This window comes from Thauera sp. SDU_THAU2, assembly GCF_038260575.1.
Taxonomy (GTDB): Bacteria; Pseudomonadota; Gammaproteobacteria; order Burkholderiales; family Rhodocyclaceae; genus Thauera.
Map to the genome: position 1 here is coordinate 1547853 of NZ_JBBWUN010000003.1, position 26279 is coordinate 1574131.

Consider the following 26279-nt stretch of genomic DNA (forward strand, 5'->3'; position numbering starts at 1 on the left):
GAAGTTCGGGGGCGGATTCAGGACCGCTGCTTGCCCGTGCGCAGCGCCTGCCAGGCGAGTACTACCCAGCCCAGGATCATCAGGCTGCCGCCGATCGGTGTCACCGCTCCCAGCCAGCGCGGCCCGCCCAGCGCCATCAGGTACAGCGTACCGGCGAAAATCACCGTACCCGCGGTCAACAGCAGGGCAGGCAGCAGGCTGCGCGGCAGCCGGGCCGCTCCCAGCGCGATCAGGCTGATCGCATGCCACATCTGGTACTCCACCGCCGTCTGCCACCAGCCAAGGGCATTGGCGTCGAGCAGGCTGCGCAGGCCATGTGCGCCGAAAGCACCGAAAGCGACGCCGAGCGCAGCAAGCAGGCTACCGGCGATGAGAGGGAAGCGGGAGAGATCGTTGTGCATGGGGCTATCGGATCGGATCGGAGAGGAGAAGGACGGCAGTGGATGCAGGCAGCCTGGAGTCCTGGCTGGCTGGAGTTTCGGATGTTCCGGGTTATAAGCTCGCGGATGAGAACATTCAATGCTGATGAGGACATCCGCAGTAAGCTCGTCGAGAACTCCAGGCAACATTTCCTGTGGGCGTCCCGTCGAGCTTGCGATGTGCAGATTCTCTGATCTGCTCCTTGGGAGGGTCGAAAACAGCCCGTGGTTCTTGCTTCAATCCGTTAGGGATTACCCAAATACTCTATTTATAAAGTTATCAGATAACATGATGATCATGGAGAGTCAGCAAATGCTTCCTTCTTCGCCGCCCAGCAACAACGCACTGAAGACGCCGCGTCGTCTATCGGACGAGATCACATCGATCCTGGTCGAACGTGTCCGTACCGGTATGTACCCGCCGGGAACCAAGCTGCCGTCCACAAAGCAGCTGGCGGAAGATTTCAACGTCAGTCCGCCCATGGTGCGAGAGGCGCTGTCGCGCCTGAAGCACGATGGCTATATCGAGCCGCGTCAAGGTTCCGGGGTCTATGTCCGGTCACACACGGCGATGCACAGCCTGCGGCTGGAGCTGGACGACCCTGCAACGCGCAACATGCTGGCGGACACCTTCGAAATGCGTCTGCACGTGGAACGATCCTGCGCGGAACTTGCGGCGAGCCGGCGCACCGGCAGCGATCTGGAGCTGCTGGAAAGGCATCTGGATGCGATGGCTCAAGCATTGCAGACCAACCAGGACGGCACCCACGACGACGTGCAGTTCCATCTGGCCATTGCCGGCGCCACCCGGAATCAGGCCTTGTGGCAGTTGGCCAATTTCCTGCACGGCACCTTATCCAAGGCCGTCAGTACCGCACGGGCCAACAGCAGCCGCACGCCGGGGCGCCCGGAGCAGGCCCAAAGAGAACACGAAGCCATATACCGGGCCATCCTCGAGCGCAATCCCATCGAGGCGGGACAGGCCATGCGCTTGCACCTGGAAGGTGCGGCAAGGCGGCTGGAGCTCCGGTTCTCAGGCACGGACCCGTCGGCCTGAGACAAGAAAAACAGACACATCGTCCATATCCGCCATCCTAAATGTCCGCTGAAAACTATCTGTCTTTCCTGCCCGCGACACGTCCGCCCCGACGGGCTCTGCCGGCGGGTGCATGCGATTGTCACTTCCACGTGTTCGAGGACGTGCAGCGCTATCCCCTCGGCGAGGTTCGAAGCTATACGCCGACGCCCGCGCCTCTGGCCGAATACCGCAGGATGCTGAATGTGGTTGGCGCGGAGCGCGCGATCCTGGTGCACCCGGGAGCGATACGGCAAGGATCACGCCACGTTCGAAGACACCTTGGCGGCCTGTGCAGGATGGATGCGCGGCGTGGCTGTCGTCTATGACGACACGCCGGAGGAAGACATCGCTCGCTGGCATGCGTTGGGCGCGCGAGGCACGCGCTGCAATGCCCTGTTTTCCGGCGGAACCAGCCTGTCCCGGATGCGCGCGATTGCGGACAGGGTCAGGGAGCATGGCTGGCACCTGCAACTACTGGTCGATGTCGGTGCCGACCCGGACATCGTCGGCAGGATTGCTGATCTCGGCCTGCCTGTCGTCGTCGATCATTTCGGCCACTTGCCGGCAGAGAGCGCCCTGGAGAGCAAGGGCTTCCAGAACCTGTTGTCCCTGGTGCGGGAAGGGCGCGCCTGGGTGAAGCTGTCCGGCGCCTACCGCATATCGGAGCAGCGGAAGAATTACACCGATGTCGCTCCACTGGCGGAAGCGCTGTTGCAGGCAAACGAATCCCGCCTGGTGTGGGGGTCGGATTGGCCTCATCCGTCGATTGCGGCACCCATGGCCGACGACACCGACATTCTCGATGCGTTGGCCGGCTGGCTTTCCCCCGATCAATGGATAAAGGTGCTGGCGGAGAATCCGCGGCGCCTGTACTGGGCCGACAGTTCCCCCATCTGACGGATGGCTGCCGGTTTCATATTTCGTAGAGGAGACACAATAATGATGAAGCGTTATCTGTCCGCAACTGCGGTATCTGTCGCTGCCGTCGTCGGCATGGCCGGTTTTGGGGTTGCACAGGCGGCGACCACGCTGAAAATCGGTTGGACCACGTCCGACGGCGAGCGTGATCCCTATGCGGTCGGCGCCCGAGCTTTCAAGGAAGCCGCAGAGCGTCTGAGCAATGGCGAACTGAGCGTGCAGCTGTTTCCCAACCGCCAATTGGGCGATGAACGCCAGATGTTGGAGGGCATGCGTTTCGGCACGGTGGATGGCGGCATCATCACCAATGCGGTCATCGCCCAGCTCGAGCCCGCCTTCCAGTTGAACGACATGCCATTCCTGTTCGGCAACGAAGCACAGGCGCACCGCGTGCTCGATGGCGAATACGGCGCCGAGCTTGCCAAGCGGCTGCAGGCAAAAGGCATCGTCACCTTGGGCTACATGGAAGGCGGCTTCCGCAGCATGGTCAACAACAAACGTCCGATCGTCGAACCCAACGATGTCAACGGGATCAAGTTCCGCGTCATGCAGAACCCCATTTACATCAACATGTTCAATGCGCTCGGCGGCTCCGCCGTGCCGATGGCCTGGGGCGAAACGTTCACCGCCGTCCAACAGGGCACGATCGACGGTTTGGAGATTCCGCTGGCGGTCACTCAGGCCAACAAATACGACGAGGTGACGAAATACCTGTCGCTGACGAATCACACCTACTCGGTGCTCGGTTTCGTGATCAGCAAGCGTTCGCTGGACAAACTCAAGCCGGAACAGCGCGAGGCAGTGCTCGGCGCCGCCAAGGAGGCAGTAGCGGCACAACGAAAGCAAACAGCAGCCGACAGCCAGGAAATTCTGGAGGATCTGGAAGCGCAAAGGCATGCAGGTCAACGAAATTTCCGACGTGGCCAAATTCCGCGAATCCGTCAAGCCGGTGTATGACGATGTCAGCAAGAGCAAGCTGGGCGAGCTCTTGAACAGCGTGCTGAGCTCTCTGGATCAAGTGACAGCCATGGCCGGCCAAACTCATCAGGAAAGATCTGCCGCCATCGTCTGTCGGGCGCTGGCAGGTGGAATTGCCTCCGCCATCAGGGCAATCGTCGTGGGGCTTGCCATTGCCATGCTGCTGGTCCTCGCACTGCAGGTGTTCATGCGCTTTGTGATGGAGCAAGCCCTGTCATGGAGCGAAGAGTTTGCGCTGGCCTGTTTTACCTGGTCGATGCTGTTGGCAATGGCGCTTGGCGTGCGGGAACTGATCCACGTGCGCATGGATGTGCTTGTCGATCATTTTCCGCAAGCTCTGCGTAGCCTGGTGGAGCGGGCATGCGCATTGATGATTGCGCTGTTCGGCCTGTTTCTCGCATGGTCGGGATACAACTACACGGTGGACGCGTTCGGCACCACGTCGGCAGCCATTGCGTTCCCGATGGCCTATCTTTATGCCGCCGCACCTGTCTGCGGGATATTCACCTTCCTGTTCGCGCTGGAGTCGCTGGTGCTGGGGCCTGTGCAGGCGAAGGTGCAAACCCAGGATGAGGCGGCCTGACCATGAGCAGCACTTCTCTCATTCTGACCGCAGGCTTCGGGATCCTGGCGCTGCTGGGCCTGCCTTTTGCCTTTGCCATCGGCATTTGCGTGCTGTTGGTGATCCTGGTCAGTGGCATCGAGCCGATGCTGTTGCCGCAGACCATGTTGGCGGGGACGCAGAGCTTCAGCCTGCTGGCCATCCCTTTCTTCATGCTGGCGGGCGAACTGATGTCCGCCAGCGGCCTTTCCAGGCGCCTGGTCCGCGTGGCGGACGTGTTCGTTCGCCACCTGCCCGGCGATCTGGGACACGTTACCGTGGTGGCCGCGCTGATCTTCGCGGCCATCAGCGGCTCGGCACCGGCAACCGTGGCGGCCATCGGCGTCATCATGATTCCCGCCATGGTCGAGCGCGGCTACAGCAAAGCCTATGCCACGGCCCTGACGGTGGCGTCCGGCGTGCTGGCTCCGCTGATTCCGCCTTCCATCGCATTCGTGATCTGGGGCGTGATCGCCGAGCAGTCCATCTCCAAGCTCTTCCTCTCGGGTGTGATGCCAGGCTTGCTGATGGCTGTCGGCCTGATGGGCATGGTGACCTGGAATGCCATCCGTACCGGGCGTCCGCGCCAACAGCGGGCTTCGCCCAAGGAAATCCTGCAGGCCTTGCGTGAGGGTATCTGGGCTTTGTTGGGGCCGGTCATCGTGCTGGGCGGAATCTACGCTGGCGCCTTCACACCGACGGAAGCCGCTGTCGTAGCCTGCGTTCACGCCTTGTTCGTGGGTTTTTTCATCTATCGTTCCCTCAACCTGAAAAACCTGCCGGGCATCATTGCCAGAGCCATGTCGGTCAGCGCCATGATCATGGCGATCGTCGCGGTATCCACGGGTTTCGGCTTTCTGGTGGCACAGGAACAGATTGCCATGAACCTGGCCCAATGGCTGGGAGACAACATCCAGAACCACTGGCTGATGCTGGCAGCGCTGAACCTGAGTTTCTTCCTGCTGGCAGCAGTCATGGACGAGGTGGCGATCATGGTGATCTTCGGCCCCATGCTGATAGCGATTGCCAATCAGTTCGGCGTCGACCCCATCCACTTCGGCTCCATCATCGTGACCAACGTCGCAATCGGCATGGCGTCACCGCCAGTGGGATATTGCCTGTTCGTCGGCATTGCACTCAGCGGCTTGAAGCTGTGGCCGGTGGCGCGCGCCATCCTTCCATTCGTGATCATGATGCTGGTGGTCCTGATGATCGTGACCTATGTACCTGGCTTTTCGCTGGCACTGATCGATTAGCCACCGAACACCTGCCTGCGCGGGACGCTGCAGCGAGATCATGCATGAGATTCATGATTTCGCCGTGCTGCCCGCCCGACAGCGATCGAGACTCCCGCTTTTCATTTCATGCTCATCCATGTCCATCGCCGCTCTGCCAAATACGGCTCCTGACCTGCCTGCCGAATGCCGCGATTTTCTCGCCGCGCTGGAAGCGGCGGGATTCGACGGGGAAGTCCGTACGGATTACGCCAGCCGCACCGTGCTGGCCACCGACAACTCCATCTACCAGCGCCTGCCCCAGGCCGTGGTGTATCCGGCCCATGCCGGCGATACCGCGCTGGTGGCCAGGCTGCTGGCCCGGCCCGAGTACCGCAAGGTGGTGCTGATGCCGCGCGGCGGCGGCACCGGTACCAACGGCCAGTCGCTGACGCATGGCGTGGTGATGGACCTGTCCCGCCATATGAACCGCATCCTCGAGATCAACGCCGACGAGCACTGGGTGCGGGTGGAGGCGGGCGTGGTCAAGGACCAGCTCAATGCCGCGCTGAAGCCGCACGGGCTGTTCTTCGCGCCCGAGCTGTCCACCTCGAACCGGGCGACCATCGGCGGCATGATCAACACCGATGCCAGTGGGCAGGGCAGTTGCGTCTATGGCAAGACCCGCGACCACGTGCTGGCGCTGGATTTCGTGCTGCTCGGCGGCGAGCGGCTGCAGAGCGTGCCGCTGGATGAGGAGGCGCTCGACCGCATGTGCGAGCTGCCGGGCCGCGCCGGCCAGGTCTATCGCACGGCACGGCGCATCAGCGAGGACAAGGCCGAACTCATCGAAGCCAAGTTCCCCCGGCTCAACCGCTGCCTGACCGGCTACGACCTGGCCCATCTGCGCGAAGCGGACGGGCGCTTCAACCTCAACAGCGTACTGTGCGGCGCCGAAGGTTCGCTCGGTTTCGTCGTCGAAGCCAGGCTCAACGTGCTGCCGATCCCGAAGTATGCGGTGCTGGTCAACGTGCGCTACGCCGGCTTCATGGATGCGCTGCGCGATGCCCGCGCGCTGATGGCGCTGCAGCCGCTGTCGATCGAGACGGTCGACTCCAGGGTGCTGCTGCTGGCGATGCAGGACTTCGTCTGGAACAGCGTCGCCGAGTACTTCCCGCAGGATGCGCAGCGGCCGACGCTCGGCATCAACCTGGTCGAGTTCAGCGGCGACGACGCCGAAGAAGTCGATGCCCGCGTCCGCGCCTTCACCGAGCACCTGCAGGCCGACACCAGCGTCGAGCGTCTGGGCCATACCCTGGCGGTCGGCAATGACGCAGTCAAGCGTGTCTATGCGATGCGCAAGCGTGCCGTCGGCCTGCTGGGCAACGTCGAAGGCGAAGCCAGGCCGCAGCCTTTCGTCGAAGACACCGCGGTGCCGCCCGAGAACCTGGCCGACTTCATTGCCGAGTTTCGTGCATTGCTGGACAGCCATGGCCTGCAGTACGGCATGTTCGGCCACGTCGATGCGGGCGTGCTGCACGTGCGTCCGGCACTGGATATGAAGGACCCGCGGGATGCTGCGCTGGTGCGGCCGATCACCGACGGAGTCGCAGCGCTGACGCAGCGCTATGGCGGCCTGTTGTGGGGTGAGCACGGCAAGGGGGTGCGCTCGGAATATGCCCCTGCTTTTTTCGGCGAGCTTTATCCCTCGCTGCAGCAGTTGAAGGCCGCCTTCGATCCGTACAACCAGTTCAATCCGGGCAAGATCGCGACGCCGCCCGACAGCAAGACCCTGTTGCTGAAGATCGACGAAGTGAGCACCCGCGGCGAACTCGACCGCCAGATCGACGAACGGGTATGGCAGAGCTACGGCACGGCGATGCACTGCAACGGCAACGGCGCCTGCTACAACTTCGACCCCGACGACGCCATGTGCCCGTCGTGGAAAGCCACCCGCGAGCGGGTGCATTCGCCCAAGGGGCGCGCGTCGCTGATGCGCGAATGGCTGAGGCTGCAAGGCCGGGCCGGTGTGAACGTGCTCGACGTGGCGCGCGAGCCGCAGCCATTCCTGTCCAGCCTGGCCAGCCGCTGGCGCAACAGCCGCGCGGCACGACGCGGCGAGGCGGATTTTTCGCACGAGGTCTACGAGGCGATGGCCGGCTGCCTGGCGTGCAAGTCCTGTGCCGGGCAGTGCCCGGTCAAGGTCAACGTGCCGGAGTTCCGCTCGCGTTTCCTCGAGCTCTACCACCGCCGCTACCTGCGGCCGCTGCGCGACTACCTGATCGGTTCGCTGGAATTCACCATGCCGTGGCTGGCCCGGCTGCCGGTCCTGTACAACGGCCTGATGCGCGCTTCTTGGGTGCGCAACTTGCTGGCGCAGCATGCCGGCATGGTCGATAGCCCGCTGCTGAGCCGCCACGACTTGGCGGCCACGCTGCGGCAGTGGCAGGTGCGGCCGGCAAGCGAACAGGCGCTGGCCGAACTGAGCGAGGCGGAGCGCGCGCGCAGCGTCGTCATCGTGCAGGACACCTTCACCCGCTACTTCGATACCGAGCAGCTTGCGACGCTGATCGAACTGGCGGCACGTCTCGGACACCGGGTATGGCTGGCGCCGCTCAACCCGAACGGCAAGCCGCTGCACGTGCAGGGCTTCATGGACGCCTTTGCCAGGGCGGCGATCCGCAATGCCTCGCAGCTGGCGCGGCTGGCGCAGTCCGGCATTCCGCTGGTCGGGCTGGATCCGGCGATGACGCTGACCTATCGGCAGGAATATCTCAAGGTGCCCGGCATCGGTGAAGTGCCCCGCGTCGCGCTGCCGCAGGAATGGCTGCTCGAGGTGCTGCCGCCGGCCACGACCGGCGGCAAAGCGCCTGCGTTCAGATTGTTGCCGCACTGCACCGAGAAGACCAATGCGCCGGACAGCGCCAGGCAGTGGCTGCAGGTCTTCGAACGCCGCGGGCTGCGCCTGGAGGTGCAGGCCACCGGCTGTTGCGGCATGTCCGGCACCTATGGCCACGAGGCACGCAATTTCGAGACTTCCAGGAAGATCTATGCCCAATCCTGGGCTGCTCATGTCGAAGCTGCGGAGCATGGCGGCGAAGCGCTGGCCACCGGCTATTCATGCCGCAGCCAGGTCAAGCGCCTGGCGGAGCGGCAGCTGAGGCATCCGTTGCAGGCTTTGCTGGACCACGTTCGAGCCAGGTGACGAGTTCAGGGCATGGCTGAAGCTGCTTGGCCAAGTGGCCCATGCCTGTGCGAGCCGATGCGTCAATCGCCTTGGATCCTGCGCAGCGGCCTTCCGGGGTCAGTGCTCCATCCCGCCGGTGACCGCGATCGAGGCGCGCGAGACCTCGGATTTCCCGGGGCCGCCGTGTCATGACGGCGAGGCGTTCATCCACGTGCCGTGCGGAGCGGTGATGGTGCAACTGTCATGCGCTGCCGTGGTTGACTGAAGGCGGCCCCTGCTGCTTCGACAGCACCATGAGCCATGTCATCGTCTCCGGCGGCCCGGATGACGCCAAGGTCTTGTGGGTGTGCTCACAGGACGCGCCCTGACGTCCGTGCCATGTGCGGGGAACCGTTGATCCCGGTTGTGCTCCCATAGGCTGTCCGTTCAACGTGCGAGAAGGAGAGCACCGTCCCATGCCAGAGAAAATCCTGCCCATCATTCCCCGCGTCGCCACGGTGGCACTGGCCTTGCTGCTGTCGACTGGCAGCGCTTTTGCGCAATCGATGGTCAGTGTCAAGTCGCAGATGCTCAACATGCGCGAAGGCCCCGGCACCCGGCATCCCGTGATCTGGCAACTGAGCCGGGGCTATCCGCTGCAGGTCGTCTCCCGCCAGGCCGACTGGCTCAAGGTCAAGGATTTCGAGGGCGACAGCGGCTGGGTGTCGCGTTCGCTGACGGCTGCTACACCGCATCACGTCGTCAAGGCCAGCAAGGCCAACCTGCGCAGCGGCCCGGGTACGAAGTATCGCGTCAAGGGCTCGATGGCGTACGGCGAAACGCTGCGCACCCTGCAGAAGCAGAGGCAGTGGGTCAAGGTGAGGCACGAGTCGCTGGGCGAGGGCTGGGTGTCGCGCCAACTGCTCTGGGGCTGGTGAGCGTCGCCCGGCCGGTCGCCGCACGCCGTCGGATACAGGTCGCCGGAGCACATCACCGCATGGGCCGTCATCGAGGCAGCAGGCAGCGCAGACCGTGTGTGCCCACGGCCCGGGCGGGGAATGTAGCGGTCTGCTGCCCGGGATTGCGCCATGCAGCCGGTGCAGTCTCCGCCCGGGCCGGGTTGCAGGCCGGTCAGCCTTCCGCCCCCTTGCCTGCATCGATCATCGGTTTCGCAGGGCGCCGAACCAGTTGCCATGATTTGAGCAGGACGGGCAGCAGCCACACGAGCAGCACCAGTATTCCCAAGCCCGCACTGATCGGCCGCGAGAAGAATTCGAGCAGGTTGCCATCGCTGCGCATCATCGAGGTCATGAAGCTCTTTTCGAGCAGGCCGCCCAGCACCAGGCCCAGGATGATGGGGGCGATGGGAAAGCCGGCCCTCCCGAGCCCATAGGCGCAAACACCGGCAATCAGCATCAGCACGATATCGACCGAGGAGTTGTTGATCGAATAGGCGCCCACGACGCAGAAGGCCAGCACCACCGGCATGACGATGCGTGCGGGGGTGGCAACGAACCCCTTGCCGGCGCGAATCGCCAGGTAGCCGACCGGCAACATGATCAGATTGGCGACGATGAACACGGTGAACAGGGCGTAGATCATTTCTCCGCCACCGAGGAAAATCGCCGGACCGGGGTTCATGCCTTTCATGTAAAGCACGCCGATGACCACTGCCGTGATCGAGTCACCTGGAATGCCGAATACCAGTGCTGGGACCCATGAGCCGCTGACGGCGGCGTTATTGGACGAACCCGCCTCGACGATACCTTCGATGTGGCCCGTACCGAATTTCTCCGGTGTGCGGGAACATTTGCGGCTGATGGCGTAGGACATCCAGGCCGCAATGTCCGCACCGGCACCGGGCAACACGCCGATCAGGCTGCCGGTGCTGCTGCCGCGCAGGACGGATTTCCAGTACGTGCGCAGTGCCGGCCTGACTTCGCCGAAGACCTTGCCGGAGTCGCGCACGGTCACCTTGAGGTTGGAACCGGGCGTGGCAGTGAACTTCATGACCTCGGCAATGGCGAACATCCCGATCATGACGGGAATGAAGTTCACGCCCGCCATCAGGTCGGGTACGTCGAAGGTGAAGCGGGGTGAGCCGGTGATCGTGTTCAGTCCGATGGTGGCGAGGAATAGGCCGATACATAGTGACAAGAGCCCCTTCAGTCGTGAACCAGGTGAAATGAAGATTGCACAGCTCAAGCCCAGCACGGCAAGCCAGAAGTATTCGAATGAACTGAACTTGAGTGCAACCTCGGCCAGATAAGGGGCAACAAAGATCAACACCAAGGTGCCAGCGATACCACCGATTACCGAACAGACCAGAGCGATGCCCAGGCACTCACTGGCTTTACCATGTTGAGAAAACGCGTATGCCTCTTCGACGTAGGCTGCCGAGGATGGTGTTCCGGGGATGCGCAGGTAGGCTCCGGGAATGTCGCCGGCGAAAATGGTCACGGCAGCAGTCGTGACCATGGCAGCGATGGCGGGAATGGGCTCCATGAAATAGGTGACGGGCACCAGCAGGGAGACTGCCATGGTAGCTGTCAAGCCGGGGATGGCTCCGACGAACATGCCAAAAGCGGCCGACGCGATAATTACAATAAGGGTCTGGGCATTGAAGACCAGCGACATGCCATTCAGGATAGGATCCATGCTTGTCACCCGTTCATCAGGCCCAGCGGCAGCGGGACCTTGAGCATGTGGACGAAGGAGAGCCAGATCAAGGCCGCAGTCAGCAATGCGATCGGCACGGCAAGCAGCGGCCGCACGCCACTGATCAGCATCAGCATTGCGACAATCAGAACCAGGGTGGGAATGGCGCCCAGCGTATCGGCCAGCAGCAGGTAGCCGATGACCAGAAGCACAGGCAGGAGCAGCCGGCAGAACCACTCCAGCTGTTGCGTGAATGGCTCGGTGGAGCGTTGCGAGGCATGCCGCAGGACGGGCCGGACGCTGGCCAGTGCCAGCCAGGCTCCGCCGGCTGCCATGCCATAGCCGATCAGCCGGGGAAACAGGTCGGCTCCGTAGTCGTTGCCAGGCAAGGTGGGAAAACCCCGGGCTTCCACGAGAACGTAGATGCCCAGGGCCGAAACCAGCACCCCCGCCAGCAACTCACTGAGCTTCTGTGCGAAGAAGTTGTACATGATCGTTGGTCCTCAACGCTTCAGTCCCAACTTATCCACCGTATCGCCCATGATTGCGTCGGTTTTTTCCAGGAACTCGGTGAAGTCGGCGGTATTGCGCCATACGGCGCCGAACCCCTGTTTCTTCATGAAATCCTGGTAGATGCTGCTCTGGTAGGCTTTCTCCAGCGCCGCTTCGAGCCTGGCGACGATGGCCGGATCCATTCCCTTGGGGCCGCCGATGGCACGCCATTCACCCAGCGTGTAGCTGGAGCCGATTTCTTCCTTGAGCGTCGGCACGTCGGCGAAGACGGGATTGCGTTCGGGCGCCATGAGGGCCAGCGATTTGACTCGTCCGGCGTCGATCATGGAACGGGCTTCGGGCACCGAAGTGGGGGCAATGTCGATGCCGCCGGCCACCAGGTCGGTCATGGCCGGGGCGGCCCCTTCGCTCGGGATCCAGCGCACCGCCTTGGGATCGAGCCCCTGGTCCTACCAGCAAGCCGCCGAAGGCCACGTGCCAGATGCCGCCTTGGCCCACGCCCGAGGCCTTCAGGGTGCCTGCAGGTTTGCTGCGAATCGCTTCGATCAATTCGCCGACGTTCTTGTACGGCGAGTCGGCACTGACCTGCACGCCGGCGTAGTCGTAGTTGATCTGCGCGATGGGGGTGTAGTCCTTGTAGGTCAGCTTGGTCAGCCCCTGCCAATGCATCATGTTGACCTCGCCGGTCATCATGCCGATGGTGTAGCCGTCCGGCTTGGCATTGGCCAGCACGGTGTGGCCGACCACGCTGCCGCCCCCGGCCCGGTTGACCACGTTGATCGGCTGGCCCAGTTCCTGTTCGAGGGCGATTGCAATGGTGCGGGCAATGGCATCGCTGCCGCCGCCAGCAGCCCAGGGCACGATCAGCTGAATCGGGCGCTCCGGATAATCGGCATGTGCGCCGAGCGCCATCGAACCGAGGGGAAATGCAAGCGCAATGGCAACGATGTGCTTGCGAAAGGTCTTGTTCGGCATCATCTCTGTCTCCTTTTGTGTATTGACGATGATCTGGGGGTGGCGGTATTGGCGTCAGTTCAGCGCATCGCGGGTCGGCTGGCCGTCGACCAGGCGCACGATGCCCAGCGGGTTGGCGTCCCTGAGCGCAGGAGGCAGGTACGCGTCCGGGTAGTTCTGGAAGCAGACCGGGCGCAGGAAGCGGTCGATGGCGAGTGTGCCGACCGAGGTGCCGCGCGAGTCCGAAGTGGCGGGGTAGGGGCCGCCGTGGACCATCGCATCGCAGACTTCGACACCGGTGGGATAGCCGTTGAGCAGCAGTCTCCCGGCGCGGTGCTCCAGCTGTGCGAGCAGGCCTGCATGGGATTCCAGGTCGGAAGCTTCTGCCTGCAGCGTCATGGTCAGCTGCCCCTGCATGGCGGCAAAGAAGCGCGCCAGGGTTTCGGTATCCGGCACGGTGATCACGACGGTGGCGGGGCCAAAGACCTCGTTTTCCAGCGGACGGGCGGTATCGAACAGCAGATCGGGAGCTGCACGGAACAGGTGTGCGCGGGCCTTGCCCGGCTCCGCTTCGCCGCCAGCCAGCCGGGCGACGCCCGGCAGCGCCGCCAGCCGGGCCACGCCTTGCCGGTAATGTTCGAGAATCTGGCGGTTGAGCATGGCCTGCTCGGGCGACGCGGAGAGTGCCTCGCCGAGCCTGTCGATGAAGTTCTCGGTTTCGGCGGAATCCACGGCCAGTACCAGGCCCGGATTGGTGCAGAACTGCCCGCAGCCCAGCGTGACGGAGGCTGCGAGGTCGGTTGCAATGCGATCGCCGCGTGTGCGCAGTGCCTCAGGCATCAGCCAGACCGGGTTGATGCTCGACATTTCGGCAAATACCGGGATGGGCTCCGGACGGGCAGCGGCCAGGTCGCACAAGGCACGTCCGCCAGCCAGTGAGCCGGTGAAGCCAACGGCCTTGATGCCGGGCGCCAATACCAGGTCCTGGCCCACGCGGTTGCCATAGACCATGTTGAAGACACCGGCCGGCATGCCGGTCTTGAGTACGGCGCGTTCGATGGCCTGTCCCACCCACTCGGCAGTGGCCATGTGGCTGGAATGGGCCTTGACCACGACCGGACACCCTGCGGCGAGGGCCGACGCCGTATCGCCGCCCGCGACGGAGAAAGCGAGCGGAAAGTTGCTCGCCCCGAACACGGCGACCGGGCCCAGGCCGATCCGCACCTGGCGCAGATCCGGGCGCGGTAGCGGCGTACGGTCTGGTAGTGCGCGATCGATTCGGGCGCCAAGGAAATCGCCGCGCCTCAGGATGCCGGCAAACAGCCGCAGCTGTCCGCTCGTGCGTGCGCGTTCGCCGCTGATGCGCGCGGCAGGCAGCGCAGTCTCGCGTACCACGTCAGCGATGAAATCCTCGCCCAAGCCGTCGATTTCGTCGGCAACGGCTTCAAGGAAAGTGGCCCGAGCTGCAGGTGCCGACTGGCGGAAGGCCGGATATGCGGCCGAGGCTGCCTCCACCGCCTGTGTGACTTCCTCGAGCGTGGCCTGGAAGTAGGGTACAGGGTGTGCGGCACCGTCGACTGCGGCCAGACTCGCCAGTTCGGCACGGCCCAGGCCGCTGCGTTGGCCACCGATGAACTGCTGGCCGGTCAGAGTGATGCTCATGCAGATGTCTCCATGTCGTCGGGGTGGATACGGCTTACATCGACTGCTCGAGAATGCGGCGGTAGTCTTCGGGGCTGGCGTCGAGCGGATTGGTCTTGTGGCTGTGATCGGCCAAGGCACCGGTCGTGATGCGCTCGAACATTTCGGCCGTGATGCCCAGTTCGCCGAGGCGAGTCGGCAATCCCAGGCGTGCCGTCAGATCGTGCACCGCTTCGGCAACGTCCGCTTCAGCAGGCAAGGCCATGGCCTGGGCCATGCGTGCGAGCTTGTTTTCCTGTTTCATGGTGTCTGCGGCGGCATTGAAGCGGATCACGGCCGGCAACAGAATGGCGTTCAGGGTGCCGTGGTGCAGCGAAGGATTCAGGCCGCCCAGCGAATGGCTCAGGCTGTGTACGCAGCCGAGGCCTTTCTGAAATGCCAGCGCGCCCTGCATGGAAGCGCTCATCATGTTGAGTCGCGCATCGCGGTTGGCGGGCTCACGGGTGGCGGTCTCGATATGCGCCCAAGCGCGCCGCAGCCCGTCGAGTGCGATGCCGTCCGCCGGCGGATTGAAGGCCGATGCCATGAAGGTTTCCATGCAGTGCGCAATGGCGTCCATGCCGGTGGCGGCGGTAAGCTGCGCGGGCAGCCCCAGGGTGAGCTCGGGGTCGCAAATGGCAACCTTCGGGACGACGTAGGGGGAAATCACGCCGACCTTGCGGCCGTCGTTAAGGATGAGAATCGCGCCACGCCCAACTTCGCTGCCGGTGCCGGCGGTGGTGGGGATGGCGATGACCGGTGCGGTGGCCGACGTGATTTTCGTCAATCCTCCTTCGATTACCGCGAACTGCTGCAAGGGGCCGGGGTGCGTGGCACAAACGGCGACCCCCTTGGCGAGGTCGAGGGACGAGCCGCCGCCCAGCGCTATCACGCCGTCACATTCGTGTTCCTGGTACAGCGCCACGGCGGCACGAACGGCACCTTCATTGGGATTCGGCGGGGTCTGATCGAATACGGCTGCAGGTCGAGAAAGCACCGCCTGAATGCGGTCCAGCAGGCCCGCCTTGCGAATACCCTCGTCCGTCACGATCAGCGGGCGCTGAATGTTCAGGCGGGCGCATTCGCCCTGCAACAATTCGACGCTGCCGTAACCGAACTGCACCTGGGTCACATAGTTGATGAGTGCCATATGTTTCGCATCCTCCAATTTTCAAAAATATTTCGATTTGCAGACGCTTCTGCCGCTTGCATGGATCGGGGCTTCGTCGTGCGAAATTCCATGGCGTCGGCAAGTCATTTCCTGGCCTGACGAAGCAGGCAAGGGATTCACCACCTGTCTGATGCCATTCCTCCGAATGGCATCCTGCAGTGCCTGAATTCAGGCGAAATGAATTCTCGGGCGATTTTCTGAATGGCCACGGCCTGAGCCAGTTGCGTGAAGTGGCTGTTCATCGGCAGAGGCTGCATCTGATCAGGCCATCCATTGCAATACAGCCATATGTGTGCCGGTGACGGGCGGAGAAATGGTTCCAGGTCATGGCTTCGATCCGGCTTTCGTGGCCAATCGGTGCCATGTGTCTCGTTTGCTTTAATAGTTGTCTTCAGGCGTCGGCCTCCATGGGCCTTGCTTCGCCAAAACTATATCAACGTGATTCGGGTTGCAGTAATGACAACGGCTGATGGGTGCATAACAAAAATTCATACCCAAGGGGCGGCGGCGCTGCTGTGCGGCACGGCTGCCTTTCAGTCGGGCTGTTCAGTCCAATGACATCGATGCGCAGTGGGAATGCCGGATCTCATGGTTTTCGCCTGGCCGAATGGAATCGTGTCTTGAATGCTTGGCGGGAATGCCTGAAGATACTGTGGCCGTTAATCCTGACGATTATCGAGTGCTTGTTCTCAGGCTGATCGTCATTTCTTATGAATATTCGGGAATCAATTCTCGGGGTGCGGCCATGGGAACCATTGTCTCTTGCCGTCGAGTGACGACTTATTGCTGTATTTTTTGGATATATTCAAGTTTGATGCCGGGTGCTTGATTGTTCCAGTGGTGATCAATACCGTAAATCGTGATCCCAGGCACTCCGGCATCCGTAAATTGGCCGGTTTTTGATTTACCTGAAATTACTGTTAATCTATCCAGGTGACAATCGCTGACGGCCATATGACAGGAAATCATGTCCTCACTGACTTTACTTGTTTCTCGCTTGCGCATGCGGCATCTGCGCCTGCTGATCGCGCTACATGAGCATGGCACGGTGCAGAAAGCTGCAGAAGCCGTGGCGCTTACCCAACCGGGAGCCACCAAGGCTTTGAACGAGATTGAAGCCCTGCTGGGCGTGCAGTTGTTCCAGCGCACTTACAAAGGGCTCGAAATCACCGACATGGGACTCTGTGCGGTGAGGTATGCGCGTTTGATCTACTCCGATCTCGCACATTTCCATGAGGAACTGGAGAGCATGCAGCAAGGAAAGGGGGGCGGCTCTCGGTTGGGTTGATCATGGGGGCGGTGCCCCTGATATCGACTGCCCTTTCGCGGGTCCGAAGCCAGCAGCCGGCCATTTCTATTGAAATCGTCGAAGATACCAGTGCGCGTCTGCTCAGCCTGCTCGACAGGGGGCGGCTCGATGCGGCCATTTGCCGTTCCCGGGTGAATCAGCGCCCATATCTTTACGACAGCCTGAACATTCACGAGGAGCAATTGGCTGTCATCTGTCATCCGGGGAACCCCCTGGTCCAGCGTGAGCAGGTGACGCTGGCCGACCTGGCGGACATTTCATGGATCGTCTATCCGGCCAACATGCCGATGCGGCTTTTGCTGGAACGTGAGTTCCATGAAGCGAACCTGCAGTTCCCCCTTTATCCGATCGAGACTGCTTCTGCTTTCACCAGCATTTCCATGCTCCGGCATGATTGCAGATCGGTGGCACTGATGTCGGTCGACGCGGCACAACCGTTCTGCGATTCCGGCATGGTATCGATGCTGCCAATCCACTTGTATTCACGTAGTGAGCCTTACGAACTGGTGACGCGCAAGGGCACGACCCTCTCGCCGGCAACCTGCCTGTTCATGAAGGAAGTGACACTTGTCGGGAATTTATGTGCCGATGCTGCCGCCCACATCGAATCCATAAAGAGGGGAAACTGAAATGTCATGACCTAAACGGAACATGACGTATCCGTGGGTCGAGTCGAGAGTTGCAGCCGTCCCGCGCCGATGGCAGCACTGTTTTTTTGATGCAAGCTCCGCTAGGTGAGAGTAGTTCTTGTTTCTGAACCCGTTCATGCAGCGTGCTGGGCAACAAACTGCGTGCTCTGTGCGCAACAGCGAGGGTGACTTTGCAGCAACTCAGCAAGCGCACTGGGATTTCGGTATCGACCCTGTCGAAGATCGAGAACGGACAGCTGTCGCCTACCTACGAGAAGATCGCTGCGCTGGCTTTAGGCCTGGATGTGGAAGTCGGCGAGTTGTTCCGCGGGCCGGAGCGGCCGGCGGTGCATGCGCGGCGCAGCGTCACCTATCGCGACCAGGGGGCGTTCCACCGGACCCGGCAGTACGAATACGAGGTGCTGCACAGCGATCTCATGGCCAAGCGCTTCATCCCGCTGGTGACCACGATCAAGGCGCACGAGACGTCCGATTTTTCGGAGTTTCTGAGCCATGACGGCGAGGAGTTCATCTACGTGATGAGCGGTACAGCCGTGGAGCATACGGACTGCTATGCGCCGCTGCGATTGTCTGAAGGTGATTCCTGCTATTTCGACAGCACCATGTGCCGTGCCATCGTCTCCGGCGGCCCGGATAACGCCAAGGTCTTGTGGGTGTGCTCGCGTATCGAGCCGTGATGATGCCGGGCGCCGCACCTGCGGCAATGTGGGTCGCCTCGACCAATCGAGGCCGTATTTGCTTGCAAATGATCAGCCGGGCGGCGGAATCCGCAGCGGAATCGTCACCGGCCCGTCGTTGACCAGCCGGACTTTCATGTCTGCGGCGAAGCGTCCGGTCTGCACCACCGGATGTGCGGCGCGCGCGCTGGCGACGAAGTGCTCGTACAGCGCTTCGCCGGTGCGCGGGTCGGCGGCCTTGCTGAAACTCGGGCGGTTGCCGCCGCCGGTGTCCGCCGCCAGCGTGAACTGGCTGACCACCAGCAGGCCGCCGCCGACGTCCTGCAGCGAGCGGTTCATCCTGCCGGCCTCGTCGGCGAAGATGCGCAGCTTCAGGATTCTGGTGAGCAGCTTGTCGGCTTCGGCCGGTGTGTCGCCGCGCTCGGCGCAGACCAGCGCGAGCAGGCCGGGGCCGATTTCGCCGATGGTGTCGCCATCGACGACGACGCGCGCTTCGGAGACGCGCTGCAGGACTGCGAGCATTTTTTTCGGGAGCCTTCAGGCCGGCGCCCAGAAGGGCGCCGGGCGTGGATGCGCCGCCGGGGTGGCGGCGCTTTCGGTCAGACGGCGGCGAGCGCCTGTTCCAGGTCGTCGATCAGGTCGTCGATGTGCTCGATGCCGATCGACAGCCGCACCATGTCGGTGGTCACGCCGGCCTTGGCCAGTTCTTCCGGCGACAGCTGGCGGTGGGTGGTCGAGGCCGGGTGGCAGGCGAGCGACTTGGCGTCGCCGATGTTGACCAGGCGGGTGAACAGCTTCAGCGCGTCCTGGAAGCGGGTGCCGCCTTCGATGCCGCCCCTGTTTCCGTCCCCTTTGACGCCGAAGGACAGGATGCCCGAGGCGCGGCCGCCCATGTACTTCTGCACCAGGCCGTGGTCGGGGTGGTCGGGCAGGCCGGCGTAGTTCACCCATTCCACCTTGGCGTGGCCCTTCAGGTACTGCGCCACCTTCACGGCGTTGTCGCAGATGCGGTCCATGCGCAGCGCCAGGGTCTCGATGCCCTGCAGGATCAGGAAGGTGTTGAACGGCGACAGCGCCGCGCCGGTGTTGCGCAGCGGCACCGTCCGCGCCCGGCCGATGAAGGCCGCCGGGCCGAGCGCCTCGGTATAGACCACGCCGTGGTAGGACACTTCCGGCTCGTTCAGGCGGCGGAAGCGCGCCTTGTGCTCGGCCCACGGGAACTTGCCGGAATCGACGATCACGCCGCCGAGCGAGTTGCCGTGGCCGCCCAGGTACTTGGTCAGCGCGTGCACGACAATGTCGGCGCCGTGCTCGAAGGGGCGGCACAGGTAGGGCGAGGGCACGGTGTTGTCCACGATCAGCGGCACGCCGGCCTTGTGCGCGATCTCGGCCAGGCGGCCGATGTCGGTGATGTTGCCCAGCGGATTGCCGACCGATTCGCAGTAGATCGCCTTGGTGCGCTCGTCGATCAGCCCGGCAAAGCTGTCGGGGTCGCCGGAGTCGGCGAAGCGCACTTCGATGCCGAATTGGGGCAGGGTGTGGGCGAACAGGTTGTAGGTGCCGCCGTACAGCGCTGTCGCCGAGACGATGTTGTCGCCGGCCTCGGCGATGGTCTGGATCGCATAGGTGATCGCCGACATGCCCGACGCCACCGCCAGCGCGCCGATGCCGCCTTCCAGCTCGGCCACACGCTGCTCGAGCACCGCGTTGGTCGGGTTGGTGATGCGGGTGTAGATGTTGCCCGCCACCTTGAGGTCGAACAGGTCGGCGCCGTGCTGGGTGTCGTCGAAGGCGTAGGACGTGGTCTGGTAGATCGGCACCGCGACGGCCTTGGTCGTGGGTTCCGGCGAATAGCCGCCATGCACGGCGATGGTTTCGAGCTTCATGCGACGGGTCTCCCCTGTGGGTGGATGTGTGGCGAGAGTATAGCGAGGGCGGCGTGGATGGCGGAGGCAGTCTGGCTAGGAGGCCGTCTGCTCCTGTTCCCAGCGCTGGAAATATTCTTCCATGTGCTTGACGCAGAGCTTGATCTTGGCCGATGAACTCAGGCGCTCCGGATAGACGGCCCAGATGTTGGCTTCCTGGGTGTATTCCGGCAGTACCGTCACCAGCGCGCCGGTTTGCAGATGGCTGCCCACGTCCCAGATCGAACGCAGCGTGATGCCGTGCCCGCGCAGCGCCCAGGCGACGGCGATTTCGCCGTTGTTGGTGACCAGCGAGCCGCGCACCTTGACGTTGTAGCTGTGGCCGCGCCGCGTCAGCTTCCACAAGCCGACCGGGTGGTCGCGCTCCTTGATGATCAGGCAGTTTTGCTGCGTCAGTGCGCGCAGGTCGGCCGGCGCGCCATGCTCTTCGACGTACGAGGGCGAGGCGCAGAGCACCCGGTGGTTGCGTGCCAGGCGCCTGGCGATGTAGTGCGGCGAGATGACGTCGCCGATCCGGATGTCGAGGTCGATCTTGTTCTGCGCGAGGTCGAGCAGGTGATCCAGCACGTCGAGCCGGACCTGGATTTCGGGGTACTTGCGCGAGAACTCGGCCAGGCTCTCGCCGACCACCCGGCGGCCGAAGCCGAAGCTGGTGGATACCCGCAGCACGCCGCGCGGTTCGTTGCGCTTGACGCCGAGTTCCTCGTGCAGCTCGATGACGCTGTCAAGAATCCGCCGCCCCAGCTCATACACCTGCTCGCCTTGTTCGGTCAGCGACACATGGCGCGTCGAACGGTGGAAGAGCTTGCATTCGAGCTGGGTTTCCAGCGTCTGGATGCGCTTGGTGATGTAGGCCGGCGAACTGCCGAGGCGCTGTGCCGCCTGCGAGAAATTCAGTGTCCGCACCACTTCGCAGAACACCTGCAGGTCTTCGATGGAGAATTTGTTGTTCTGATTCGTAAAAACTGATTTCAATTCCGGCTGCTTGTTCGGTCCTTTCCCGGATCGTACGATGAATTGAACTTATCGATCCATCGAATGAAGCCAAGGAAGGGGAAAGAGCTTGAACGCAACCGGTCTCTCGCTTGCCGAACTGGCCCGCGGGCTGCGCAGCCGCAAGTTCAGCGCGGTCGAAATCGTCGATTGCTGCCGTGCCGCCCATGAGCGCAGCGAGCCGCTGCTGAATGCCTGGAAGAGCTGGAACGGCGATGCCGCACGTCTGCTCGCCCAGTCGGTGGACGGGCTGTTCGACAGCGGGATGGACTTCGGCCCGCTGATGGGCTTGCCGGTGTCGGTCAAGGATCTCTACGGCGTGCCGGGCATGCCGGTGTTCGCCGGTACCGACCAGGCGCTGCCCGCCGCCTGGGAGGCGGCCGGCCCGGTTGCGGGTGCGGTGCTGCGCCAGTTCGGCATCGTGATGGGCAAGACGCATACCGTCGAATTCGCCTTCGGCGGGCTCGGCGTCAATGCGCACTGGGGAACGCCGTTCAACCCCTGGAGTACCGACGGGCAGCGGACGCCGGGCGGCTCCAGCTCGGGCGCCGGGGTTTCGCTGGCGCAGGGCAGTGCGCTCGTCGCGCTCGGCACCGACACCGCCGGATCGGTGCGGGTGCCGGCGTCGATGACCGGCCAGGTCGGACTCAAGACCACGCATGGCCGCTGGCCGCTGGCCGGCATCGTGCCGCTGTCGCCCTCGCTGGACACCGCCGGCCTGCTGACCCGCAGCGTGGAGGACATGGCTTTCGCCTTTGCCGCCATCGACACTCCGTGCGGTGAAAGCCGGCCTGTCTGCGCCATGCCCTCGCTGGCCGGGCTGCGTCTGGGCGTGGCCGACAATTTCTTCTGGGAGTCGCTCGACCCGGGCATCGGCGAAAGCGTTTCCGCCGCCATCGACCAGCTGGCGCGCGCCGGAGCGCACGTCGTCCGGCTGCGGGTGCCGCACTGCGACGAGGTGTACGACATCTTCCGCCAGGGCGGCCTGGCGGCGTCCGAACTCGCCGCGTTCATGAACATGGAATTCCCGGAGCGGATCGAGCGCCTCGACCCGGTCGTGCGTGCGCGCGTCGCCGCGGCGGAGCAGGTGTCCTCGGTCGAGTACCTGCGCCGCAAGCAGGTGCTGCGGGACTGCGCGTCGCGGGCGACGGCGGTGTTCGCCGACGTCGATGCGCTGCTGGCGCCCACCGTCGCCGTCACGCCGCCCCTGCTGGACGACATCGCCGACGGCGCCGCCTATGCCCGGGCCAACATGATGGCCTTGCGCAATACCGTGATCGGCAATCTGTTCGGCTGGTGCGCGCTGACCCTGCCGGTGGGCTTCGATGCCCGGCGGATGCCGGTCGGCCTGCAACTGATGGGGGCGCCGATGGCCGAAGCGCGCCTGATCGGCATCGGCCTGGCGGTCGAGGCGCTGATCGGCCGCGGGCCGGACATTCTCGGCCGCGCACCGGCCCTTGCCTGAGCGGCCCTGCCTGAGCGGCCCTGCCGCATTCCGTCGTTTTTTTGCTGTGTGTTACCAAGGAGGAGACTCGCATGTTTGCCAACAACAAGAGCTGGAAAAAGATCGTTGCCGCATCCGTCGTCGGCGCGCTGTTCGCCGGTGCGGCGCATGCCGCGGATTTCAATTTCACCTTCGCCCACGTGCTGGTCGAAAGCACGCCGAACGCCAAGGCGGCGGTGAAGTTCAAGGAAGAGGTCGAACGCAATTCCAAGGGGCGGATCGCGATCAACATCCGCCCGGCGGCGCAACTGGGCGGCGACGTCGAGATCATCGAGCAGACCCAGATGGGGCTGGTGCACATCGCGATTCCGCCGACCGGCAACCTGGCCAACTTCGAGCCGAAGATGTACCTGTTCGACCTGCCCTTCCTGCTGCCCGACAGCGCGGCGATGAAGCGCGTGCTGGACGGCGAGGTCGGGCGCGAACTGCTCGACACGCTCGACAAGAGCAACCTGTACGGGGTGAATTTCTGGGGCGCGGGTTTTCGCCACATGACCAACAACGTCCGTCCGATCACCGGCCCGGACGACCTGAAGAACATCAAGATGCGTACCCTGCAGGCGCCGGCGATCCTCGCCACCTACCGCGCCTTCGGCGCCAACCCGACCGCGATGGCCTTCACCGAGGTCTACAACGGCCTGCAGCAGGGCGTCGTCGAAGGCCAGGAAAACCCCTTGGCCAACATCTACTCGATGCGCTTCCACGAAGTGCAGAAGTACATGACGCTGACCGGGCACGCCTACCACACCTATGCCGCGGTGATGAACAAGGCGGCCTGGAATTCGCTGCCCGACGACCTCAAGCAGGTCATGCGCGACGCCTTCGACGCCGGCCGCGACCATGGGCGCCAGCTCACCGACGAAGACGAGGCGCGGATCATCGCCGAGATCAAGGACAAGATCGAGATCCGCGAGCTGACGCCGGAAGGGCGCGCCGCCTTCATCGAGAAGTCGCAGCCGATCTACAAGCAGTTCGAAGGCCGGGTGACGCCGGCCCTGCTGCAGAAGGCCGTCAAGGCCTCGGCCGGCAACTGATCCCGGAATCGTGACAGGGGACGGCAATGCTAGAAGCGCTCAACAAATGCATCGACTGGGTCGAGAACGTGATGATGGTGGTCCTGATGCTGGTCGCCACCGTCGTCGCCATCGTCCAGGTCGCGGCGCGGTATGTCTTCAACAACTCCCTTTACTGGTCGGAGGAGCTCATCCTGTATTCGCTGATCACGATGAGCTTTCTCGCCGCCAGCATGGGAGTGAGGTATGCCGCCCACATTGCGGTGGAGATGCTCTACGCCTTTGCCGGGCCCCGGCTCACGCGGGTACTGAAGTACGTGGCCGCGGTACTCGGCCTGCTGTTCGCCGTTTCGCTGATCCACTATGGCGGGCGGCTGTTCATCAACACCCTGAACATGGGGCAGTTGTCGCCGGCCATGCAGATTCCGGTGGCCTACGTCTATCTGTCGATTCCGATCGCCGGCGTGTTCATGACCCTGCGCTATCTGCTGATCCTGCGGACGCTGTGGAGCGGGCGGGACTACCAGCCGTTGCTGACTTCGATCAGCCCGACGACCTGAGGAGCGCCGAATCATGATTTCCGCCCTGGTTCCGATCTTCTTCAGCCTGCTGCTGTTCGGGCTGCCGATCTTCGCCGCCCTCGCTTTTGCCGTCACCGCGGTGCTGGGCATCTCCGGCGGCATCGACCCGCTGGTGGTGCCGATGCGGATGTTCTCGGGGATGAACAATTTCTCCCTGATGTCCATCCCTTTCTTCATCCTCGCCGCCGAGCTGATGCGCATCGGCGGCCTGTCGGACCGCCTGATCGAACTGGCCAAGGTGCTGATCGGCTGGCTGCCCGGCGGGCTGGCGGCAGCCACGGTGCTGGCCTGCCTGTTCTTCGGCTCGATCTCGGGTTCCAGCCCGGCGACGGTGATCGCCATCGGCACGATCATGTACCCGGCGATGGTCAAGGCGGGCTACGACAAGTACTTCGCCATCGGCCTCATCGCCACCGCCGGTACGCTCGGCCCGATCGTGCCGCCGAGCATCGCTCTGATCATCTACGGTTCGGTCACCGGCACGTCGGTGGGCAAGCTGTTCGCCGGCGGCCTGCTGCCCGCGCTGCTGATCGGCAGCCTGCTGATCGGCTATACCACCTGGTATTCGATCCTGCGCAAATACCCGCGCGACCCTTTCCCGACGCTGCGCCAGATCGTCCATGGCTTCGGGCGCGCGGCCTGGGGCCTGGGCCTGCCGGTGATCCTGCTCGGCGGCATCTACAGCGGCGTATTCACGCCGACCGAGTCGGCGGCGAGCGCATGCCTGTACGGCTGGTTCGTCGGTGCGGTGATCTATCGCAACATCGGCCTGCGCAGCCTGCTCGAGATTCTGCGCAACACCGGCCTGCTGTCGGGCACGCTGCTGCTGATCACCGCCGGCGCATCGGCGTTCTCGTGGATCCTGGCCTCGACCGGCACGCCGACCCAGATCGCGACCCAGGTCCTGTCGAGCACCGACTCGCCGCTGCTGATCATGCTGCTGTTCAACGTCATCATGCTGGTCGCCGGCTGCTTCCTCGACAGCGCGTCGGCGATCATCATCCTGGCGCCGCTGATGCAGCCGATCGCCGCGCAGGTGGGCGTCGACGCGGTGTATTTCGGCATCATCACCCTGGTGAACCTTTCGGTCGGCATGCTGACGCCGCCGGTGGGCCTGAACCTGTTCGTCGCCATGGGCATTGCCAGGATGACGCTGTACGAGATCTTCCGCGCGGCGCTGCCCACCATCCTTCTGATGGTCGTCGCGCTGCTGCTGGTGACCTACATTCCGGCGATCAGCATGCTGCTGCCCAACACCCTGTATTGAGGACGGCGATGAAAACCATCCATCTGCTATCGACCGGCGGCACCATCGCCAGCGCGCCGGGCAAGGACGGACGCGACGTTTCCGGTGCGCTGCCCGGCGAGGCGCTGGTGCAGGCGCTGGCGCTGGACGGCGGGATCCGCCTCGAAGTGCATTCGGTGCTGCAGAAGCCGAGCAATGCGGTCGATGCCGGCGACTGGATCCTGATCGCGCGTGAGTGCGCCGCGCTGATGGCTGCGGGGAAGGCCGACGGCATCGTCGTCACCCACGGCACGGACACGCTGGAAGACACCGCCTACTACCTGGAATGCGTGCTCGACACGAGCCGGGTGCCGGTGGTGGTGACCGGCGCCCAGCGCGTGCCGCATGCGCTGGGCAGCGATGCCTACATCAACCTCCGGCGCGCGATCGAAGCCGCCGCCGCCGATGCCTGCCGCGGCCTGGGAGTGCTCGTCGCCTTCAACGAATCGCTCTACGGCGCCGGCTTCGTGCGCAAGGTGAGCAGTTTCCGGCTCGACGGCTTCGATGCGCCCGGCCTGGGCTGCCTGGGCTTCATCGACAACGGCCGCGTCGCGCTGCTGCAACATCCGGCGCGCCAGCCGCGCCTGAGCCACGAAGCGGCGCTGCCCAGGGTGGATATCGTGCCGGCCTATGGCGGCGCCTCGCGTGAGATGCTGGCGGCCGTGCTCGCCAGCGCTCCGGCCGGCCTGGTGGTCGATGGCGTGGGCCGCGGCCACGTGCCGCCGGACTGGATGCCGGTGCTGCGCGAAGCCATCGCCGACGGGCTGGTGGTGCTGGTGTGCAGCAGCACGCTTCACGGCGCTACTCACCAGAGCTACCAGTTCGCGGGTTCGCTGCACGAACTCGAACAGGCGGGCGCGATCGCCGTGGCCCACCTGTCGGCACGCAAGGCCCGCATCCGGCTGGCGGTCGCCCTGGCGGCGGGCATGCGTGAGCCCGAGGCCTTGCGGCAAGCATTCATCTGGCAGCGGGAGCGCTGCTGACTCTCTCGA

At 63.8% G+C, this 26279-nt stretch carries 25 protein-coding genes and 1 pseudogene; 15 read left to right on the forward strand and 11 right to left on the reverse strand.

What is annotated here, in order from left to right; all coding sequences use genetic code 11:
• Nucleotides 1–17 precede the first annotated feature (17 nt).
• Complete coding sequence (locus tag AAFL97_RS08505) at nucleotides 18–401, reverse strand: DUF423 domain-containing protein (protein ID WP_341644536.1); 384 nt, start codon at nucleotides 399–401, stop codon at nucleotides 18–20.
• Between the two features lie 307 nt (nucleotides 402–708).
• Between AAFL97_RS08505 and AAFL97_RS08510 the strand changes: the two genes are divergently transcribed.
• The 7 genes from AAFL97_RS08510 (at nucleotide 709) to AAFL97_RS08540 (ending at nucleotide 9312) form a co-directional block, all read left to right on the forward strand.
• Nucleotides 709–1476, forward strand: a complete 768-nt coding sequence (locus tag AAFL97_RS08510; protein ID WP_341644537.1) for a FadR/GntR family transcriptional regulator — start codon at nucleotides 709–711, stop codon at nucleotides 1474–1476.
• 222 nt (nucleotides 1477–1698) lie between these two features.
• Entirely contained in the window at nucleotides 1699–2394 is a 696-nt protein-coding gene (locus AAFL97_RS08515) for an amidohydrolase family protein (RefSeq protein WP_341644538.1), read from the forward strand.
• Between the two features lie 42 nt (nucleotides 2395–2436).
• Complete coding sequence (locus AAFL97_RS08520; RefSeq protein ID WP_341644539.1) at nucleotides 2437–3372, forward strand: TRAP transporter substrate-binding protein; 936 nt, start codon at nucleotides 2437–2439, stop codon at nucleotides 3370–3372.
• The gene (locus AAFL97_RS08525) at nucleotides 3311–3976 is read left to right on the forward strand and encodes a TRAP transporter small permease (protein ID WP_341644540.1); all 666 of its coding nucleotides are present in this window, start codon (nucleotides 3311–3313) and stop codon (nucleotides 3974–3976) included. The genes AAFL97_RS08520 and AAFL97_RS08525 overlap by 62 nt, the downstream gene beginning before the upstream one ends.
• A 2-nt stretch (nucleotides 3977–3978) precedes the next feature.
• Nucleotides 3979–5250: a TRAP transporter large permease gene (locus AAFL97_RS08530; RefSeq protein ID WP_341644541.1), complete on the forward strand. Its 1272-nt coding sequence runs from the start codon at nucleotides 3979–3981 to the stop codon at nucleotides 5248–5250.
• Nucleotides 5251–5368: 118 nt separating this feature from the next.
• Nucleotides 5369–8413 carry a D-2-hydroxyglutarate dehydrogenase YdiJ gene (gene ydiJ, locus AAFL97_RS08535; protein ID WP_341644542.1) on the forward strand — a complete coding sequence of 1015 codons (3045 nt, stop codon included), beginning with the start codon at nucleotides 5369–5371 and terminating at the stop codon, nucleotides 8411–8413.
• A 437-nt stretch (nucleotides 8414–8850) separates the two neighbouring features.
• A complete protein-coding gene (locus AAFL97_RS08540) occupies nucleotides 8851–9312 on the forward strand; it encodes an SH3 domain-containing protein (protein WP_341644543.1) in 462 nt (153 codons plus the stop codon).
• 193 nt (nucleotides 9313–9505) lie between these two features.
• On the opposite strand, the gene AAFL97_RS08545 is transcribed toward AAFL97_RS08540, so the two are convergent.
• The 7 genes and pseudogenes from AAFL97_RS08545 to AAFL97_RS08575 all read right to left on the reverse strand — a co-directional run bounded on the left by AAFL97_RS08545 (nucleotide 9506) and on the right by AAFL97_RS08575 (nucleotide 16304).
• Complete coding sequence (locus AAFL97_RS08545; protein WP_341644544.1) at nucleotides 9506–11032, reverse strand: tripartite tricarboxylate transporter permease; 1527 nt, start codon at nucleotides 11030–11032, stop codon at nucleotides 9506–9508.
• A 5-nt stretch (nucleotides 11033–11037) separates the two neighbouring features.
• The gene (locus tag AAFL97_RS08550; RefSeq protein ID WP_341644545.1) at nucleotides 11038–11523 is read right to left on the reverse strand and encodes a tripartite tricarboxylate transporter TctB family protein; all 486 of its coding nucleotides are present in this window, start codon (nucleotides 11521–11523) and stop codon (nucleotides 11038–11040) included.
• 12 nt (nucleotides 11524–11535) lie between these two features.
• On the reverse strand, nucleotides 11536–11934 hold the full coding sequence (locus tag AAFL97_RS08555; RefSeq protein WP_341644546.1) for a tripartite tricarboxylate transporter substrate-binding protein: 399 nt from the start codon (nucleotides 11932–11934) through the stop codon (nucleotides 11536–11538).
• 97 nt (nucleotides 11935–12031) lie between these two features.
• Nucleotides 12032–12523 (reverse strand): annotated as a pseudogene (locus tag AAFL97_RS08560) (Bug family tripartite tricarboxylate transporter substrate binding protein); the annotation flags it as partial.
• 51 nt (nucleotides 12524–12574) lie between these two features.
• Nucleotides 12575–14161 (reverse strand): aldehyde dehydrogenase (NADP(+)), encoded by a 1587-nt coding sequence (locus AAFL97_RS08565; protein ID WP_341644547.1) that lies wholly within the window; start codon nucleotides 14159–14161, stop codon nucleotides 12575–12577.
• Between the two features lie 34 nt (nucleotides 14162–14195).
• Nucleotides 14196–15329, reverse strand: coding sequence for an iron-containing alcohol dehydrogenase (locus AAFL97_RS08570; protein WP_341644548.1), 1134 nt, complete (start codon nucleotides 15327–15329; stop codon nucleotides 14196–14198).
• 801 nt (nucleotides 15330–16130) lie between these two features.
• On the reverse strand, nucleotides 16131–16304 hold the full coding sequence (locus tag AAFL97_RS08575) for a hypothetical protein (protein WP_341644549.1): 174 nt from the start codon (nucleotides 16302–16304) through the stop codon (nucleotides 16131–16133).
• 13 nt (nucleotides 16305–16317) lie between these two features.
• On the opposite strand from AAFL97_RS08575, the gene AAFL97_RS08580 reads away from it, so the two are divergent.
• From AAFL97_RS08580 to AAFL97_RS08590, 3 genes are all read left to right on the forward strand, one after another.
• Nucleotides 16318–16638 (forward strand): LysR family transcriptional regulator, encoded by a 321-nt coding sequence (locus AAFL97_RS08580; protein ID WP_341644550.1) that lies wholly within the window; start codon nucleotides 16318–16320, stop codon nucleotides 16636–16638.
• 11 nt (nucleotides 16639–16649) lie between these two features.
• Nucleotides 16650–17288: a LysR substrate-binding domain-containing protein gene (locus AAFL97_RS08585; protein WP_341644551.1), complete on the forward strand. Its 639-nt coding sequence runs from the start codon at nucleotides 16650–16652 to the stop codon at nucleotides 17286–17288.
• Nucleotides 17289–17431: 143 nt separating this feature from the next.
• A complete protein-coding gene (locus AAFL97_RS08590; RefSeq protein ID WP_341644552.1) occupies nucleotides 17432–17986 on the forward strand; it encodes a helix-turn-helix domain-containing protein in 555 nt (184 codons plus the stop codon).
• A 72-nt stretch (nucleotides 17987–18058) separates the two neighbouring features.
• Here AAFL97_RS08590 and dtd read toward each other — a convergent pair whose 3' ends face one another.
• The 3 genes from dtd to AAFL97_RS08605 form a co-directional block, all read right to left on the reverse strand.
• Entirely contained in the window at nucleotides 18059–18508 is a 450-nt protein-coding gene (gene dtd / locus AAFL97_RS08595) for a D-aminoacyl-tRNA deacylase (RefSeq protein ID WP_341644553.1), read from the reverse strand.
• 77 nt (nucleotides 18509–18585) lie between these two features.
• A complete protein-coding gene (locus AAFL97_RS08600) occupies nucleotides 18586–19872 on the reverse strand; it encodes an O-acetylhomoserine aminocarboxypropyltransferase/cysteine synthase family protein (protein ID WP_341644554.1) in 1287 nt (428 codons plus the stop codon).
• 75 nt (nucleotides 19873–19947) lie between these two features.
• The gene (locus tag AAFL97_RS08605; protein ID WP_341644555.1) at nucleotides 19948–20886 is read right to left on the reverse strand and encodes a LysR substrate-binding domain-containing protein; all 939 of its coding nucleotides are present in this window, start codon (nucleotides 20884–20886) and stop codon (nucleotides 19948–19950) included.
• A gap of 88 nt (nucleotides 20887–20974) precedes the next feature.
• On the opposite strand from AAFL97_RS08605, the gene AAFL97_RS08610 reads away from it, so the two are divergent.
• The 5 genes from AAFL97_RS08610 (at nucleotide 20975) to AAFL97_RS08630 (ending at nucleotide 26270) form a co-directional block, all read left to right on the forward strand.
• Nucleotides 20975–22369, forward strand: coding sequence for an amidase (locus tag AAFL97_RS08610; protein ID WP_341644556.1), 1395 nt, complete (start codon nucleotides 20975–20977; stop codon nucleotides 22367–22369).
• 71 nt (nucleotides 22370–22440) lie between these two features.
• The gene (locus AAFL97_RS08615; RefSeq protein ID WP_341644557.1) at nucleotides 22441–23442 is read left to right on the forward strand and encodes a DctP family TRAP transporter solute-binding subunit; all 1002 of its coding nucleotides are present in this window, start codon (nucleotides 22441–22443) and stop codon (nucleotides 23440–23442) included.
• Nucleotides 23443–23468: 26 nt separating this feature from the next.
• Nucleotides 23469–23981, forward strand: a complete 513-nt coding sequence (locus AAFL97_RS08620; protein ID WP_341644558.1) for a TRAP transporter small permease — start codon at nucleotides 23469–23471, stop codon at nucleotides 23979–23981.
• Between the two features lie 13 nt (nucleotides 23982–23994).
• A complete protein-coding gene (locus AAFL97_RS08625) occupies nucleotides 23995–25269 on the forward strand; it encodes a TRAP transporter large permease (RefSeq protein ID WP_341644559.1) in 1275 nt (424 codons plus the stop codon).
• 8 nt (nucleotides 25270–25277) lie between these two features.
• Entirely contained in the window at nucleotides 25278–26270 is a 993-nt protein-coding gene (locus AAFL97_RS08630) for an asparaginase (RefSeq protein ID WP_341644560.1), read from the forward strand.
• Nucleotides 26271–26279 lie beyond the last annotated feature (9 nt).